This window comes from Sphingomonas abietis, from assembly GCF_027625475.1.
Classification (GTDB): Bacteria; Pseudomonadota; Alphaproteobacteria; order Sphingomonadales; family Sphingomonadaceae; genus Solisphingomonas; species Solisphingomonas abietis.
This window is the reverse complement of record NZ_CP115174.1, coordinates 4236750-4251243: the sequence shown is the minus strand read 5'-3', so window position 1 is coordinate 4251243 and position 14494 is coordinate 4236750. Positions and strand designations below refer to the sequence as shown.

At 68.6% G+C, this 14494-nt stretch carries 21 protein-coding genes; 12 read left to right on the top strand and 9 right to left on the bottom strand.

The window, feature by feature from the left end:
* Positions 1 to 33 precede the first annotated feature (33 nt).
* Positions 34 to 639 carry a TIGR02466 family protein gene (locus PBT88_RS20125; RefSeq protein WP_270077061.1) on the top strand — a complete coding sequence of 202 codons (606 nt, stop codon included), beginning with the start codon at positions 34 to 36 and terminating at the stop codon, positions 637 to 639.
* On the opposite strand, the gene PBT88_RS20120 is transcribed toward PBT88_RS20125, so the two are convergent.
* The 6 genes from PBT88_RS20120 to PBT88_RS20095 form a co-directional block, all read right to left on the bottom strand.
* Entirely contained in the window at positions 626 to 859 is a 234-nt protein-coding gene (locus PBT88_RS20120) for a hypothetical protein (protein ID WP_270077060.1), read from the bottom strand. The two genes, PBT88_RS20125 and PBT88_RS20120, sit on opposite strands and share 14 nt — an antisense overlap.
* 150 nt (positions 860 to 1009) lie before the next feature.
* Positions 1010 to 1477 carry a transcription antitermination factor NusB gene (gene nusB, locus PBT88_RS20115; RefSeq protein WP_270077059.1) on the bottom strand — a complete coding sequence of 156 codons (468 nt, stop codon included), beginning with the start codon at positions 1475 to 1477 and terminating at the stop codon, positions 1010 to 1012.
* Positions 1474 to 2760, bottom strand: coding sequence for a histidinol dehydrogenase (gene hisD, locus PBT88_RS20110; RefSeq protein WP_270077058.1), 1287 nt, complete (start codon positions 2758 to 2760; stop codon positions 1474 to 1476). Before hisD ends, nusB begins: the two co-directional genes overlap by 4 nt.
* Before the next feature lie 127 nt (positions 2761 to 2887).
* A complete protein-coding gene (gene hisG, locus PBT88_RS20105) occupies positions 2888 to 3556 on the bottom strand; it encodes an ATP phosphoribosyltransferase (protein ID WP_270077057.1) in 669 nt (222 codons plus the stop codon).
* A 66-nt stretch (positions 3557 to 3622) separates the two neighbouring features.
* Positions 3623 to 4321 (bottom strand): glutathione S-transferase, encoded by a 699-nt coding sequence (locus PBT88_RS20100; protein ID WP_270077056.1) that lies wholly within the window; start codon positions 4319 to 4321, stop codon positions 3623 to 3625.
* A gap of 4 nt (positions 4322 to 4325) precedes the next feature.
* A complete protein-coding gene (locus PBT88_RS20095; protein ID WP_270077055.1) occupies positions 4326 to 4613 on the bottom strand; it encodes a BolA family protein in 288 nt (95 codons plus the stop codon).
* Positions 4614 to 4654: 41 nt separating this feature from the next.
* Here PBT88_RS20095 and PBT88_RS20090 point away from each other — a divergent pair, with 41 nt between their 5' ends.
* The 3 genes from PBT88_RS20090 to cobT are packed head-to-tail and all read left to right on the top strand — an operon-like array spanning position 4655 to position 8156.
* Positions 4655 to 5263, top strand: a complete 609-nt coding sequence (locus PBT88_RS20090) for a J domain-containing protein (protein WP_270077054.1) — start codon at positions 4655 to 4657, stop codon at positions 5261 to 5263.
* 21 nt (positions 5264 to 5284) lie between these two features.
* Positions 5285 to 6289, top strand: coding sequence for a cobaltochelatase subunit CobS (gene cobS, locus PBT88_RS20085; protein ID WP_270077053.1), 1005 nt, complete (start codon positions 5285 to 5287; stop codon positions 6287 to 6289).
* Between the two features lie 34 nt (positions 6290 to 6323).
* Positions 6324 to 8156, top strand: a complete 1833-nt coding sequence (gene cobT, locus PBT88_RS20080; protein WP_270077052.1) for a cobaltochelatase subunit CobT — start codon at positions 6324 to 6326, stop codon at positions 8154 to 8156.
* Between the two features lie 150 nt (positions 8157 to 8306).
* On the opposite strand, the gene PBT88_RS20075 is transcribed toward cobT, so the two are convergent.
* Positions 8307 to 8708 (bottom strand): glycine zipper 2TM domain-containing protein, encoded by a 402-nt coding sequence (locus tag PBT88_RS20075; RefSeq protein ID WP_270077051.1) that lies wholly within the window; start codon positions 8706 to 8708, stop codon positions 8307 to 8309.
* A 151-nt stretch (positions 8709 to 8859) separates the two neighbouring features.
* Between PBT88_RS20075 and PBT88_RS20070 the strand changes: the two genes are divergently transcribed.
* Positions 8860 to 9822, top strand: coding sequence for an esterase-like activity of phytase family protein (locus PBT88_RS20070; RefSeq protein ID WP_270077050.1), 963 nt, complete (start codon positions 8860 to 8862; stop codon positions 9820 to 9822).
* Positions 9823 to 9912: 90 nt separating this feature from the next.
* Here PBT88_RS20070 and rpmB read toward each other — a convergent pair whose 3' ends face one another.
* The gene (rpmB, locus tag PBT88_RS20065) at positions 9913 to 10206 is read right to left on the bottom strand and encodes a 50S ribosomal protein L28 (protein ID WP_270077049.1); all 294 of its coding nucleotides are present in this window, start codon (positions 10204 to 10206) and stop codon (positions 9913 to 9915) included.
* Positions 10207 to 10305: 99 nt separating this feature from the next.
* Here rpmB and PBT88_RS20060 point away from each other — a divergent pair, with 99 nt between their 5' ends.
* From PBT88_RS20060 to PBT88_RS20040, 5 genes are all read left to right on the top strand, one after another.
* Positions 10306 to 10584, top strand: a complete 279-nt coding sequence (locus PBT88_RS20060) for a YciI family protein (protein ID WP_270077048.1) — start codon at positions 10306 to 10308, stop codon at positions 10582 to 10584.
* Positions 10585 to 10674: 90 nt separating this feature from the next.
* Entirely contained in the window at positions 10675 to 10896 is a 222-nt protein-coding gene (locus PBT88_RS20055; protein ID WP_270077047.1) for a hypothetical protein, read from the top strand.
* Complete coding sequence (locus tag PBT88_RS20050; protein WP_270077046.1) at positions 10893 to 11105, top strand: YqaE/Pmp3 family membrane protein; 213 nt, start codon at positions 10893 to 10895, stop codon at positions 11103 to 11105. Before PBT88_RS20055 ends, PBT88_RS20050 begins: the two co-directional genes overlap by 4 nt.
* Positions 11106 to 11178: 73 nt before the next feature.
* Complete coding sequence (locus tag PBT88_RS20045) at positions 11179 to 11631, top strand: nucleoside deaminase (RefSeq protein WP_270077045.1); 453 nt, start codon at positions 11179 to 11181, stop codon at positions 11629 to 11631.
* Positions 11632 to 11722: 91 nt separating this feature from the next.
* Positions 11723 to 13027 (top strand): hemolysin family protein, encoded by a 1305-nt coding sequence (locus PBT88_RS20040; protein ID WP_270077044.1) that lies wholly within the window; start codon positions 11723 to 11725, stop codon positions 13025 to 13027.
* Positions 13028 to 13093: 66 nt separating this feature from the next.
* On the opposite strand, the gene PBT88_RS20035 is transcribed toward PBT88_RS20040, so the two are convergent.
* On the bottom strand, positions 13094 to 13585 hold the full coding sequence (locus PBT88_RS20035; protein ID WP_270077043.1) for a hypothetical protein: 492 nt from the start codon (positions 13583 to 13585) through the stop codon (positions 13094 to 13096).
* 35 nt (positions 13586 to 13620) lie between these two features.
* On the opposite strand from PBT88_RS20035, the gene PBT88_RS20030 reads away from it, so the two are divergent.
* The gene (locus PBT88_RS20030) at positions 13621 to 14130 is read left to right on the top strand and encodes a hypothetical protein (RefSeq protein ID WP_270077042.1); all 510 of its coding nucleotides are present in this window, start codon (positions 13621 to 13623) and stop codon (positions 14128 to 14130) included.
* Between the two features lie 14 nt (positions 14131 to 14144).
* Complete coding sequence (locus PBT88_RS20025) at positions 14145 to 14492, top strand: hypothetical protein (protein WP_270077041.1); 348 nt, start codon at positions 14145 to 14147, stop codon at positions 14490 to 14492.
* The last annotated feature ends 2 nt before the right edge of the window (positions 14493 to 14494 follow it).

The window sequence follows — 14494 nt, the reverse complement described above, 5'->3', positions numbered from 1 at the left end:
GAATAGGGACGGCGGCTATGCTTCGGCAAGCCGATGACGACACGCACCCTCTTCGCCACGCGCTTCTACGAAGGGGCGCTCGATGACCCGGCCCTGCTCGCCGAGCTGGAGCAGAGCGCGCAGCGGCTGGCGCAGGACGATCGCGCAGGGCGGGCATGGAGCAAGGCCCATGCCTATCCGGGCTATACCTCCTATGCGTCGCTCAACGATCTGCCGGTGCGCGATCCCGCCTTCGACGATCTGCGCCGGGTGCTCGACAGGCATGTCCGTCGCTTCGCCGACGAGGCGTATCTCGATCTTGGGAGTAAGAAACCGAAGCTCGACAGCCTGTGGGTCAATGTCATGAAGGGCTCGGGCGGCCATCATAGCGGCCATATCCACCCGCACAGCATTATCTCCGGCACGCTCTATGTGCGGGTGCCGGAGGGGTCGGGCGCGCTCAAGCTGGAGGATCCGCGCCTGCCGATGATGATGGCGGCGCCGCTGCGCCGCGACGACGCGCCGGAGGATGCGCGCAGCTTCGTCTATGCCGAGCCGGCCGAGGGCACCATCTTCCTGTGGGAAAGCTGGCTGCGCCACGAAGTGCCGGCCGGCCGCGCGAAGAGCGAGCGGATCAGCATCAGCTTCAACTATCGCTGATCCGCCGCACTCGGTTCATCTGCTTACCAGCAGCGGCGGTGATGGTGATGCCAGCTGCAACGGCGCCCGCCGCCGTGATAGCCGCCATGGAAACCGCGCCCGCCGCCGTGCCAACCGGCGTCACGATGCCCACCATGACCGCCGCCATGGAAGCCGCCACCATGGGAACTGCCGCCATGGAAACCGCCGCCGGGTTGGCCGCCGCCATGATGTTGCGCATTCGCCGTCGTCGGCAGCGCGATCGCGGCTACCGCCAGCCCGCACGCGGCGAGCATCGTTCCGATTTTCATGAAGTCACTCCCATGCCCGGGAAGCGGGCACGGGGGCTTTACGATCGGGGGCCGCGCCGGTTCCGCCGGGCGGCGGCAGCTCAGGCGCGAACCGCCTTGGCGATCGCGTCGAGCAGGCCGTTGACGAAGCCCTTCTCGCGCTTGTCGTAGAAGGCGTCGGCGACGTCGACATATTCGGAGATCGCGGTCGCCACTGGCACGTCCGGGCGGGCGACCAGCTCATAGGCGCCGGCGCGCAGGATCTGGCGCATCGGCTTGTCGAGCCGGTCCATCGTCCAGCCGGTCGAGAGTCGCTCGGTGATCAGCGCGTCGAGCTCGTCGCGGCGCGCATCCACGCCCATCACCAGATCGTCGAAGAAGCTGACTTCGGCGTCGGCATATTCGACGTCGTCGATCGTCGCGCCGAGGCGGTGATCGTGGAACTCGGTCAGCAGCTTGGGCAGCGGCGTGCCCTCCATCTCCTGCTGGTAGAGCGCCTGCACGGCGGCGAGGCGGGCGGTCGAGCGGGCGCGCGAGCGGCCGGGATTCTTGGGGGTTTTCTGGGTCATGATCCGAGTCTCAGCGCGACCGAGCGGCCATGCGCGGGAAGCCCTTCGGCCGTCGCCAGCGCGACGGCGGCAGGGCCGATCTGGGCGATGGAGGCGGCGTCGCAGGCGAGGAAGCTGGTGCGCTTCATGAAGTCGAGCACCGACAGGCCCGAGGCGAAGCGCGCCCGGCGGCCGGTGGGAAGGACATGGTTGGGGCCGCCGACATAATCGCCGACCGCCTCCGGGGTGTGCCGGCCGAGGAACACCGATCCGGCATGGCGCACCATGGCGAACAGCGCCTCGGGATCGGCGACGGCGAGCTCGAGATGCTCGGGCGCGAGCCGGTCGCACAGCGGGGTCGCATCGGCGAGCGTGGGCACGACGATGATCGCGCCATTATCGGCCCAGCTCGTCGCCGCCGTCGCCGCGGTGGCGAGCGTGGTCAGCTGGCGGGTCACCGCATCGGCCACCGCATCGCCGAATCCGGCATCGTCGGTGAACAGAATCGACTGGCTGGTGGGATCATGCTCGGCCTGGCTGAGCAGATCGGCGGCGATCCATTCGGGATCATTGTCGCCGTCCGCAATGACGACGATCTCGGACGGGCCGGCCACCATGTCGATGCCGACGCGGCCGTAGAGCTGGCGCTTGGCCTCGGCCACCCAGGCATTGCCGGGGCCGACGATCACGTCGACCGGGGCGATCCGGTCGGTGCCGTAGGCGAGTGCGGCGACGGCCTGCGCGCCGCCGATCCGCCACACCTCGTCGACGCCGGCGATCTCGGCGGCGGCCAGCACCAGCGGATTGATCACGCCGCCGGGGGTGGGTGTCACCATCGCGAGGCGACCGACCCCGGCCACCTTGGCGGGGATCGCGTTCATCAGCACCGAGGAGGGATAGGCCGCCCGCCCGCCGGGCACGTAAAGCCCCGCCGACTCGACCGGGCTCCATCGTGCGCCGAGGCGGACGCCCGCAGCGTCGGTGCTGTCGCGGTCCGCCGGCTTCTGCGCGGCGTGATAGGTGCGGATGCGCTCGGCAGCGAGTTCGATCGCGTCGCGCAGCGCCGGATCGAGCGCGTCGAGCGCGGCGCGGCAGGTGGCGCGGTCAATCCGCCAGCCGGTCGCGGCGAGATCATGGCCGTCGAACTGGACGGTGCGCTCGGCCACCGCGACGTCGCCGCGCGCCCGCACGTCGGCGAGGATCGTAGTGACGGCAGACGAGACATCCTCGTCGACGTCGCGCCGGGCATCGACCAGCGCGGCGAAGGCGGCCTCGAAATCGGGGGCGCCGGCGTCGAGCCGCAAAGGCCCTTTGCCCCCGTTCGCACGGAGCGAAGTCGAAGTGCTGGCCTCAGGCGTACCGTTTGCTGCACGTCCTTCGACTGCGCTCAGGACGAACGGATGGTTTGAGGCGGGCGTGGAAGCCGAGGGTTCAGGCGGCATCGCGTGCCTCCTGCGCGGCCGCCCGGAAGGCGGCCACCAGCGGCCCGAGCGTATCGGCGCGGGTCTTGAAGGCGGCGCGGTTGACGATCAGGCGGGCGGAGACCTCGGCGATCACCTCGACCTCGACCAGCCCATTCTCCTTGAGCGTGCGGCCCGAGGACACCAGATCGACGATGCGATCGGCCAAGCCCAGCACCGGGGCGATCTCCATCGCCCCGTTGAGCTTGACGCATTCGGCCTGCACCCCGCGCGCCTCGAAATGCTGGCGGGTGATGTGCGGATATTTGGTCGCGACGCGGACATGGCTCCACTCGCGCGGATCGTCGCCGGCGGCCATGCCGACGGGCTCCGCCACCGAGATGCGGCAGTGGCCGATGCCGAGATCGACCGGCGCGTAGAGCTCCGAATAGTCGAACTCCATCAGCACGTCCGATCCGACGATGCCGAGCTGCGCCGCGCCATGCGCCACGAAGGTGGCGACGTCGAAGGCGCGGACCCGGATCAGCTCGATATCCGGGCGATCGGTCTTGAACTGGAGGGCGCGCGATCCTTCGTCGAAGAAGGCCGGTTCGGGGCGGATGCCGGCGCGTTCGAGCAGCGGCTGCACCTCTTCGAGGATGCGCCCCTTGGGCACGGCGAGGATCACGGGCGCTGGCATGGCGCCGCGGCAGATAGCGTTGCCCGCCGCTCGCGGCAAGGAATGGTGGCCGCCCGCGGCAAGGAATCAGGCGGCATCGAGCTCGGGATAGTGGCGGAAGATGCCCTCGCCATAGGGCTGGCGCCGATCGGAGGACAGATAATCCCGCAATTCGGGGAGCCGCGAGACCCGCTCGTGCAGCGCCGCCAGCCGCGGGCAATCGCGCATCACCGTCGTCATCCGCTTGGGGAAGGCGTAGGTCAGCCCGTCGACCAGCTGGAACAGCGAGAGGTCGGCATAGCACCAGCGATCGCCGGTCAGCCATTTTCCCCCGGCACGATCGAGCGTCCGCTCGAACCAGCCGAGGAACTTGGGCATCCGCCCGTCGCGGAAATCGGCGGCGCGGCGCCGCGCCTCCGGCTTCTGGTCCTCATAATAGGCCATCATCTCGACCGGATGGTGGGTGTCGTGCGCCTCCGCCACCATGTCGGCGATGGTCAGCTGGATCTGGTGGGCGAGATGGCGGCCGGCGCGGTCCTTGGGCGCCAGGCCATGCTCGTCGCCCAGGAACAGCAGGATGTTGGCGACCTGCGCGACCACGAGGTCGCCGGCCACCAGATAGGGTGGCGCGAACGGCTCGGGCACGCGCTGGCCGATATCGTCCATCAGCGCATCGGGATTCTCGAAGGCCTGGTCGACATAGGCGATGCCCCCGGCCTCCAGCGATAGTCTCACGAACTCGCCACGCCCCGGAATGCCGGGCCAGTACCAGAGTTCGTAGGCCATGATCTTACTCCTCGCAGGGCGCCCGCGCCTTGATCGCGAGGGCATGGACGCGCTCGGCCAGCAGATCGGCGAGCGCCTGGTTGATCAACCGCTGGCGCGCCACCCGGTTCAGTCCGTCGAACGCGGCCGAGGTGACGTCCACCGTGAAATGGCTTTCGCCGCGCGCGTCATGGCCGGAATGGCCGCGATGCGTCTCGCTGTCGTCGGTGACGACGAGTCGTGTCGGGGACAGGGCGGTTGCGAGGCGTCGCGTGATCTCGGCGGCGACAGGGCCGGTGGTGGTGCTGGTCATGGACCCTATATAGGACGCTTTGCGCAGCGACGGGGAGTATCTTGGCGGACGGAGACAGGCGCGCGGGACCGCGATTTCACGGCCGCGTCGAAACAGGGCGAATCTGCGAGCATCCGGGCTGCGACCAGCCCGGCGAGTTCCGCGCGCCCGGCGGACAGGGCCGGCGCGGCGACGAGCCGCCGACCTGGCGCTGGTTCTGCCTCGATCATATCCGCGAGTTCAACACCCGCTATAATTTCTTCCAGGGCATGGATGCCGACGAGATCGCCGCCCAGCAGCGCCCTTATGCCGGCTGGGAGCGCGAAACCCGCGCGTTCAGCCAGGTCGGCGCCGACCGGCCGCCGAAATGGGCCGATTTCACCGATCCGCTCGATGCGATCGGCGCCCGCTTCCGCAAGCGGATGGAGGAGGCCCGCGCCGAACAGGCGGCCCGCACCGACGGCCGCCCGCTTGGCCGCGAGGACCGCGCGTCGCTGAAGGTGATGGGGCTTGGCGTCGATGCGGATCGCCGTGCGTTGAGGGCGCGCTACGCCGAACTGGTTCGCCAATATCATCCCGATCGCAATGGCGGCGATCGATCGCATGAGAAGGCGTTGCAGGACGTGATCGCAGCTTATACGCACCTCAAGTCCGCCCCGGCCTTCGCCTGATAGCATGCAAGAGAGACGAGTATGACCGACATCCCCAACATCCAGCCCGATGCGCGCAACGACACGCTGCTCGCGGCCCCCGACAAGATGGTGGATGTCCGTACCCTGTTCGGGCTTGACGTCGACATGCAGGTGCCGGCCTTCTCGGAGGCCGACGAGCGCGTGCCGGATCTCGATCCCGCCTATGTCTTCGATCATGAGACGACGGTCGCGGTGCTGGCGGGCTTCGCCCATAACCGCCGCGTGATGGTGCAGGGCTTCCACGGCACCGGCAAGTCGAGCCACATCGAGCAGGTGGCGGCGCGGCTCAACTGGCCGTGCATCCGCATCAATCTCGACGCCCATGTCAGCCGTATCGATCTGATCGGCCGCGATGCGATCGTGCTGCGCGATGGCCAGCAGGTGACGGAATTCCGCGAAGGTCTGCTGCCCTGGGCGCTCCAGACCCCGACCGCGCTGGTGTTCGACGAATATGATGCCGGCCGCCCGGACGTGATGTTCGTGATCCAGCGCGTGCTGGAAGCGGAGGGCAAGCTCACCCTGCTCGACCAGAACCGGGTGATTCGCGCCAATCCGTGGTTCCGCCTGTTCGCCACTGCCAACACGGTCGGCCTCGGCGACACCACCGGGCTCTATCATGGCACCCAGCAGATCAATCAGGGCCAGATGGACCGCTGGAATATCGTGGTGACGTTGAACTATCTGCCCGCCGCGATCGAGGCCAAGATCGTGCTCGCCAAGTCCGGCGAATATGACAAGGAGGGCGGCAAGCAGACCGTCGACCGCATGGTGAAGGTCGCCGATCTCACCCGCCAGGGCTTCATGGCCGGCGACATCTCGACCGTCATGAGCCCGCGCACGGTGATCTCGTGGGCGCAGAATGCGCTGATCTTCGGCGACGTCGGCACCGCCTTCCGGATGTCCTTCCTCAACAAGTGCGACGAGGCCGAGCGCTCGCTGGTCGCCGAATATTATCAGCGGGTATTCGGCAAGGATCTGCCCGAGAGCGCGGTGAAGAAGGGATGACGATCATCCTCCCCTTGCAGGGAAGGATTTAGCCATGGCCGAGAACAATCCCCTCGAAGCCTTCCGCCTCGCGCTCGCCGGCGCCACCCGCGCGATCGCGCACGAGCCCGAGGTGGAGCTAGGCTATTCGGCCGATACTGCCGTGCAGAGCGGCAAGACGGTCAAGGTGCCGATGCCCGGCCGCACGCTGCCGGCCGAGCAGGTCGCCGAGGCGCGGGGCGCGGCCGATGCCTTCGCGCTGCGGCTGCGGCTGCATAACGCCGTGCTCCACAACCGCAGCGCGCCGGTCGAGCCGGTGGCGCGCGCGGTGTTCGATGCGATCGAGCAGGCGCGGGTCGAGGCGCTCGGATCGAAGGGGATGGACGGGATCGCCGCCAACCTCGCCACCGCACTCGAAGCCCGGATGCGGGCCGATCCGATCGCCCGTGCGCGGACGCGCGACGAGGTGCCGCTATCCACCGCAATCGGGCTGATGGTGCGCGAGCGGCTGACCGGCCAGCCGGCGCCGGCCCGCGCCAGGGCCGGGCTGGAGATGGTCCGCGCATGGGTGGAAGAGAAGGCCGGCGCCGATCTCGACGGGCTCGGCCTCGCGCTCGACGATCAGGCCGCCTTTGCCAAACTCGCCACCAAGCTGTTGCAGGATCTCCAGCTGATGGCGGCCGACCTGCCGCCCGAATATGAGCCCGAGGAGGGCGAGGACGAGGACGAGGGGCAGGACGAGAACGAGGGCGAGACCGACGACGAGCGCGACGGCGACGGCGGCGGCGCGCAGGACAAGATGGAGGTCCGCGCCGAGGCCGACCAGGGCGAATCGGACGAGCAGGACGAAGGCGAGGCCGATCGCGACTCGATGGCCGAGGAAGAGGGGGGTCTCGGCGACGATGCCGAGGAGGGCGCCGCGCCAGCCCGGCCCAACCGGCCCTTGTCCGATCTCTCGCCGCATTTCGACTATCAGCCCTACACCACAAAATTCGACGAGGTGGTGGATGCCGCCGACCTCTGCGACGAGGAGGAGCTGACCCGGCTGCGCGCCTATCTCGACCAGCAGCTCACCCATTTGCAAGGTGCCGTCACCAAGCTCGCCAATCGGCTGCAACGGCGGCTGATGGCGCAGCAATCGCGATCCTGGGCGTTCGATCAGGACGAGGGGATGCTCGATGCGGCGCGCCTCGCCCGCGTGATCGTCAACCCGACGCTGTCGCTCAGCTACAAGATCGAACGCGACATCGAGTTCCGCGATACGGTGGTGACGCTGCTGATCGACAATTCGGGGTCGATGCGCGGCCGCCCGATCTCGATCGCGGCGATCAGCGCCGACATCATGGCGCGCACGCTCGAGCGCTGCGGGGTCAAGACCGAGATCCTCGGCTTCACCACCCGCGCCTGGAAGGGCGGGCAGAGCCGCGAATCCTGGCTGGCGGCAGGCCGGCCGCCGATGCCGGGCCGGCTCAACGACCTGCGCCACATCGTCTACAAGCAGGCCGACGACCCCTGGCGGCGCGCGCGCAAGAATCTCGGGCTGATGATGCGCGAGGGGCTGCTCAAGGAGAATATCGACGGCGAGGCGCTGCTGTGGGCGCATAGCCGCCTGATCGCGCGGCCCGAGGAGCGGCGCATCCTGATGGTGATCTCGGACGGTGCGCCGGTCGACGATTCGACGCTCAGCGTGAACTCGGGCTCCTATCTGGAGAAGCATCTGCGCCAGGTGATCAACTGGATCGAATCGCGCTCGCCGGTGCAGCTGGTGGCGATCGGCATCGGTCACGACGTGACCCGCTATTATCAGCGCGCCGTCACCATCATGGATGCCGAGCAGCTCGGTGGCACGATGGTCGGCCAGCTGGCCGATCTGTTCGAGGAAGCCTGAAACGGTTGAGGCCGGGATCGCGATGATCCCGGCCTCCATCCTCGATACGCTACGCGAGGTTACCCGATACGCCACTGGGGCCCGGCGACCTCTAGGCCCCGCAAGATGAACCCCAGCTAGACGGCGCCGAAGATCATGCTGCGGCTGCTCTCAGCAATCCCGGCCGACGGCGTTGCCGGCGAGCGCGCCGAGCCCGCCGCCGATCATGGTGCCGGCGGCGCGATCGCCATAACCGGCGACGGCATTGCCCAGCAGGCCGCCGGCGACGGCGCCGATGATCGCGCCGCCGGTGCCGCCGTGGCAGCGATGGCGACCGCCATAATAGCCTCGCTCGTCCGCATCGCGATCATAACCTCCACGATCGTAACCGCCGCGATCATAGCCGTCACGATCGCCTCCGCCGTCATGCCAGCCGCGGCCGTCGCCGCCACCATGATCGGCATAGCCATGGCCGCCGCCGCGCCACTGGGCATGCGCGGCACCGGGCGCGGCGGCCATCGCCAGCGCGGCGATGCCACTCCATATCCCCAGCGAGAGCGCACGGCGCTTCATGACCATTCTCCTCGGACCCTGGAGGCGCAGGGCCTCCGCATGTGACAATGCCTTATGCCGCGCACCGCGTGACGAGGGGCTGAATGCCGCTGTTAGCGGCGGTTCAGGATCGCGGGCTGTCCCGGCCGGCAAAGCCCGCTAGGAAGGCCGCATGTCTCGTCTCGCTTTCCTCGCCGCGCTGGTTGCCGTGGCGCCGCTGCCATTCGTCGTCCGCTCCGCCCCGCAGGGCGTGGTCGCCACGCCGGTGCCGCTCAGCCCCGGTGATCCGGGGCGGACCCATGTCGGCCAGCTTCGCTATCTCGGCGGCTGGGTGCTGAAGGGCAGCGACCGGCGCTTCGGCGGTATCTCCTCGATGACGATCGAGGACGGGCATTTCACGATGCTGAGCGATGGCGGCGTGGTGACGCGCTTCCGCTTCGACGGCAGCGGCCCGGTCAGCGATTATCGGATGAGCGAATTGCCCGACGGCCCCGGCGACAAATCCCGCAAGGTCGATCGGGACAGCGAATCGTCCACCTACGATCCTGTCTCCGGCCATGTCTGGGCGGGGTTCGAGACGACCAACCAGATCTGGCGCTATACGCGCGGCTTCGCGACGGCGGACGGCCATGTCGCACCGAAACTGATGGCGGACTGGCCCGGCAATCTCGGCGCCGAGGCGATGGTGCGTCTCCACGACGGCCGCTTCCTGGTCTTCGCCGAAACCAAGACGTGCAAGGATGGCAGCCATGTCGCGCTGCTCTTTGCGGGCGATCCGGTCGAGCATCCCGATGCGCAGGGCTTCTGCTACAAGGGGCCGCCGAATTTCGCGCCGACCGATGCCGCCGAGCTGCCGGACGGGCGCGTGATCGTCCTCCATCGCCGATTCGGGGTGACGGCGGGGTTCGCGGCGGCGGTGACGGTGATCGACCCGAAGGCGATCGTGCCGGGCGGCGCCCCGATCGAGGGCAAGCTGCTGGCGACGATCGCGCCCCCGCTCACCGTCGACAATATGGAGGCGCTGGCGATCGTGCCCGGCCCCAACGGCCCGGTGCTGTGGATCGCATCGGACGACAATTACTTCTTCCTCGAGCGCACCCTGCTGATGGCGTTCGCGCTGCCCAAGGGATTCTAAGGTCTAAAATTCCAGCAACGCGAAAAAGCCCGCCGGATCGCATCCGGCAGGCGTTTTTCGCAGTCTCGGCGGCCGTGGCCGCCGGACGGATCAGGCGGCGACGGCCGCCTTCTTCTTGACGATGTCGCGCTTCAGGCGACGCGCGCGCAGGCTGAGGTCCGTGTCGGACGCCTTCACCAGCCAGTTGTCGAGGCCGCCATTATGCTCGACCGAACGCAGGCCGTGGGTCGAGACCCGCAGCTTCACGGACGTGCCCAGCGCGTCGGAGATCAGCGTCACATTCTGCAGGTTGGGCAGGAAGGTGCGCTTGGTCTTGTTGTTGGCGTGGGACACATTGTTACCCACTAGACGGCCCTTGCCGGTCAGCTCGCAGATGCGCGACATGATCTTGTTCCTGAAAGAATCTGTTGCTCGGAAAGTGGGCGTCCCTAGTGGAGATGCGCCGGGTGGTCAACCCGCGCCCGTTGTTCAGGAGCCCCCGACATGCCGCTTTTCGCCATCATTTGCCACGATCGCCCCGATGCCGGGACGTTGCGCGCCGATACCCGGCCGCGCCATCTCGAGCATCTCCAGCGAATCGGCGAGGCGATGGCGATGGCCGGCCCGATGCTCGACGAATCGGGCGTCCCGCGGGGATCGATCGTCATCGCCGACTTCGCCGACCTCGAATCGGCCCGGGCGTTCGCGGCCGCCGATCCCTATGCCGAGGCCGGCCTGTTCGCCGACGTGACCGTGACCGGCTACCGCCAAGTCCTGCCCTGAGTCCGATCGGCGGCATCCGGTCGATCGGATGCAACCGGTACGGCGCCGAATCGTTTGACCGCCCTGAAGAGATTTTGAGGGAGTCAGGCGATGCGGGCGATATTGGTGCTGTTGATCATCGTGGTGCTGGTCGCGATCGCGGCGATCGCGCTGGGGTTCGTCAACGTCTCGCAGACCAGGACGGCGTCCTTGCCGACCATTTCGGTGAAGGGCGGTTCGGCCCCGGCGTTCAACGTGCAGACCGCCAATGTCAGCGTCGGCGTCGAGAATCACGTCGTGCAGACGCCGACCGTGGACGTGAAGAAGCCATGATCGCGCCGGATTACCGGCCCAGCCTCCTCGCCATCATCCTGGCGGTGCTGCTGCCGCCGATCGGGGTGCTGATCGTGGACGGGATCGGGATGGTGTTCCTGGTGTCGCTGGTGCTGACCTGCCTCGGCTATGTCCCCGGCATGGTGTTCTCGCTGATCGCGGTGCTGAAGCCGGATGTCATGTCCGGCCTGCGCGGCAACCGGCGCTGATCCTGGCTTTAGTCCCGGTGCCGGCGTCGACCGGGGCCTGACGGTGTCGGCCGCTTTGCGCTAAGGCCGGCCGATGAGCTTTCCCCTACCCGAACCGATGCGCCTCGCGCTCGCCGCTGCGGCCGATGCCGCCGGGCGCGGCGAGGTGCCGGTCGGCGCGGTGGTGACGCGCGGGGCCGAGATCGTCGCCGTCGCGTCCAACCGGATGCGGGCGATCGGCGATCCTACCGCCCATGCCGAAATGGAGGCGATTCGGGCCGCGCTCGCCACGCTGGGCACCGGCCGGCTCGACGGCTGCGACCTGTGGGTGACGCTGGAGCCCTGCGCGATGTGTGCGGGCGCCATTGCCCATGTCCGGATCGACCGCATCTATTATGGCGCGGCCGACGCCAAGGGCGGCGCCGTCGCGCATGGCCCGTGCTTCTTCACCCAGCCGACCTGTCATCACCGCCCCGAAATCTATGCCGGGCTCGGCGAAAGCGAGGCGGCGGCGATGCTCAAGGCGTTCTTTGCGGCCCGGCGCTGATCGTCCGCCGGCACCACGAAACGAAACCCCGGAGGCTTCGCAGAGACTCCATTGTCGAGCGGCGTGAATTTCGGCATTGAGGCGGGGCGTCATGCCGCCCATTGCCCCCTTCCCCTGGATCGACGTCGTCATCATCCTCGCGCTCGTCGTGCTCAACGGCCTGTTCGCGATGAGCGAGCTGGCGATCGTCTCGTCGCGCGCCGCGCGGCTGGAGGCGCTTGCCCGCACCGGGCGGCAGGGAGCGCGCGTCGCGATCAGGCTGCGCGAGGATCCGGGCAAGTTCCTCTCCACCGTGCAGATCGGCATCACCCTGATCGCGATCCTGTCGGGCGCCTATTCGGGCGAAGCGCTGGGCGGGCCGGTGTCCGAACGGCTCGAATGGCTGGGGGTCAGCCATGAGAATGCCGGTCATCTCGGCTTCACGCTGGTCATCATCGTCACCACCTATGTTTCGCTGATCGTCGGCGAACTGGTTCCCAAGCAGTTCGCGCTGCGCACTCCGGAGCCGATCGCGGTGATCGCGGCCCGCCCGATGGCGTGGCTGGCGAAGGCGACCGCGCCGGTGGTCTGGCTGCTCGACAATACCAGCCTCACCATCTTCCGCCTGCTCGGCCTCAAGCGCGAGCGCGAGGATCATGTCACGGCGGAGGAGCTGCACCTCGTCGTCGCCGAGGCCTCCTCGGCGGGCGTGATCGAGGAGAATGAGCGCGCGATCATCTCGGGCGTGGTGCGGCTCGCCGATCGCCCGGTGCGCGAGATCATGAGCCCGCGCACCGAGATCGACTGGATCGATGCCGATGCCGCGCTCGAGGAGATCCGCGAGATCGTCGCCGAAACCCAGCATAGCCGCCTGCCGGTCGCCGAGGGGTCGGTGGACCGGATCATCGGCGTCGTCCGCCTGCGCGACCTGCTGGTGGCATTGCTGGAGGGCAAGGCGATCGACCTGCGCGCGATGACGCGCCCGGTCGCCTCGGTGCCCGACCGGATGGACGCGATGGACGCGCTGGCGGTGCTGCGCGACGCCGAGGTGCCGCTGGCGCTGGTCCATGACGAATATGGCCATCTCGACGGGCTGGTGACCCCCGGCGGACTGCTCGCCGCGATCGCCGGCGCCTTCGCCTCCGACCAAGAGGAGGGGCATGATCCGGCGCTGGTCGAGCGCGAGGATGGCAGCTTCCTCGTCTCCGGCACGCTGTCCGCCGATGCGATGGCGGAGAAGCTGTGCATCGAGCTGCCCGAGGATCGCGATTACGCGACGGCGGCCGGCTTCGCCCTCTCCGTACTCCGCCACATTCCCGAAACCGGCGAGCATTTCAGCTACGAGGCCTGGCGCTTCGAGATCGTCGACATGGACGGCCGCCGCGTCGACAAGCTGCTGGCCAGCGCCAGGGGCTGAGCGGCTTTCCCGCGTCGTCGCGGGGTGGGGTATCCCCGCCGCGTTGCGGCGGGGAAGGGCCTTTGCTCAGCCCAGCTTGCCGAACAGCGCCTCGAAGCCCGGCACGTCGTCGGCCGCGAGGTAGCGTGCCTGCTCCACCCAGCGATCGCGCACGATACGGCCCTTGAAGGCGCCCATCTGATCATCGATGCGCAGGACGTCGGCATCGGTCCATGCGGCGATCTGCTCGTAGCGGATCACACCGAGGCCGTTGAGCACCGCCTCCGCCTTGGGGCCGAGGCCCTTCATGCGGGTGAGCGGATCGGCCGGGCCATCGGCGGCGGGGACAGCCGGGATCGGCGGCGCGGCCACTTCCGACACCGGGATGCCCGGTGCGGCGGTCGGTTCGGGGAGCGGATCGGCGGCGGGCGAGAGTTCGGTCGCGGGGCGCACCATCGCGATGCCGTCGGCATCGGCCGGACCCTCGGGGCCGCGCCGGCCGGTGCGGGCCAGCACCAGCAGCAGGATCGCGAAGAGGATGACGCCGATGGCGATGATGACGATCGTGCTGTTGGTCATGGGGCTCCCCGGAGGATGATGCCGTCAACTTTGCCGTGGCGCGCGCGGGGAGGCAAGGCGAAGCGGGGCCGGGGGCGGCGAGAATCGCCGGGAACCGGCGAGGTCTGGTGTTTTCCCCGCGCATCGGTCAACATGCTCCCGGTCTTGCGTGCGAGGGTCCGATGGCGGTCGCTTCCTGGTTGCTGCTGCTGATCTCCCCAACGATGGCGAGCCCCCCGCCGGCCGACGACGCCATCGTGGTGATGGGCCGGAGGCTCGATCAGTGGGTGGGGACATTCGAGATTCGCGGCACGCACCGTCGCTGCACGACCAAAAGCTCGAGCGGCGATCCCGCCATCGACCGGGTGGGATGCCAGGCATTTTTGTCCTGCGCCGACCAATATCAGGCCGAGACCGATGCGAGCGACGAAAAGGGGATCGCTTCGGCGACGCGGCGCGCGCGGAAAGAGGGGCTGATCGCCGACATGCGCGCCTGCATCGCCGATCAGCGCATGGTCCTCTTGCGGCAGCTCGATGCGCATCGCGCCGAAGCGGTGGCGCAGTAACGCCGGTGGCGGCGGTGACCGCCTTGCTGGGCATGCTGCTGGCGACGCCCGCACCCGTAAGCGCCGAAACCGCGATGGCCACCTACGACAGGAGCGTGCGGGTCCATGTCGGCCGCCCGGCGGATTGCGCGGGGCACCCGGATGAAATCCTCGTATGCGGCATGGCTGTGCATCCGTCGCCCCGGCTCCCTCTGCGCGACGAGCGACCGGCGCGCGTCGCGCCATCGGACCGGCGCTCCGATTCCGCCGCCGCCTTCGAGCAACGGCTCGGATGCCGGATGGGCTGCGATCCGATCGAGTCGGCCGCGAAGGGCAAGCGGCTGGTCGAGATCATCATGGGCGACGATCCCGACACGCCCTGAAC

Coding starts and splice junctions, on each gene's coding strand:
- PBT88_RS20125 (WP_270077061.1), top strand. CDS start 34: ATGACGACACGCACCCTCTTCGCCACGCGCTTCTACGAAGGGGCGCTC.
- PBT88_RS20120 (WP_270077060.1), bottom strand. CDS start 859: ATGCGCAACATCATGGCGGCGGCCAACCCGGCGGCGGTTTCCATGGCG.
- nusB (WP_270077059.1), bottom strand. CDS start 1,477: ATGACCCAGAAAACCCCCAAGAATCCCGGCCGCTCGCGCGCCCGCTCG.
- hisG (WP_270077057.1), bottom strand. CDS start 3,556: ATGCCAGCGCCCGTGATCCTCGCCGTGCCCAAGGGGCGCATCCTCGAA.
- PBT88_RS20100 (WP_270077056.1), bottom strand. CDS start 4,321: ATGGCCTACGAACTCTGGTACTGGCCCGGCATTCCGGGGCGTGGCGAG.
- PBT88_RS20095 (WP_270077055.1), bottom strand. CDS start 4,613: ATGACCAGCACCACCACCGGCCCTGTCGCCGCCGAGATCACGCGACGC.
- cobS (WP_270077053.1), top strand. CDS start 5,285: ATGACCGACATCCCCAACATCCAGCCCGATGCGCGCAACGACACGCTG.
- cobT (WP_270077052.1), top strand. CDS start 6,324: ATGGCCGAGAACAATCCCCTCGAAGCCTTCCGCCTCGCGCTCGCCGGC.
- PBT88_RS20075 (WP_270077051.1), bottom strand. CDS start 8,708: ATGAAGCGCCGTGCGCTCTCGCTGGGGATATGGAGTGGCATCGCCGCG.
- PBT88_RS20070 (WP_270077050.1), top strand. CDS start 8,860: ATGTCTCGTCTCGCTTTCCTCGCCGCGCTGGTTGCCGTGGCGCCGCTG.
- rpmB (WP_270077049.1), bottom strand. CDS start 10,206: ATGTCGCGCATCTGCGAGCTGACCGGCAAGGGCCGTCTAGTGGGTAAC.
- PBT88_RS20060 (WP_270077048.1), top strand. CDS start 10,306: ATGCCGCTTTTCGCCATCATTTGCCACGATCGCCCCGATGCCGGGACG.
- PBT88_RS20055 (WP_270077047.1), top strand. CDS start 10,675: ATGCGGGCGATATTGGTGCTGTTGATCATCGTGGTGCTGGTCGCGATC.
- PBT88_RS20050 (WP_270077046.1), top strand. CDS start 10,893: ATGATCGCGCCGGATTACCGGCCCAGCCTCCTCGCCATCATCCTGGCG.
- PBT88_RS20045 (WP_270077045.1), top strand. CDS start 11,179: ATGAGCTTTCCCCTACCCGAACCGATGCGCCTCGCGCTCGCCGCTGCG.
- PBT88_RS20040 (WP_270077044.1), top strand. CDS start 11,723: ATGCCGCCCATTGCCCCCTTCCCCTGGATCGACGTCGTCATCATCCTC.
- PBT88_RS20035 (WP_270077043.1), bottom strand. CDS start 13,585: ATGACCAACAGCACGATCGTCATCATCGCCATCGGCGTCATCCTCTTC.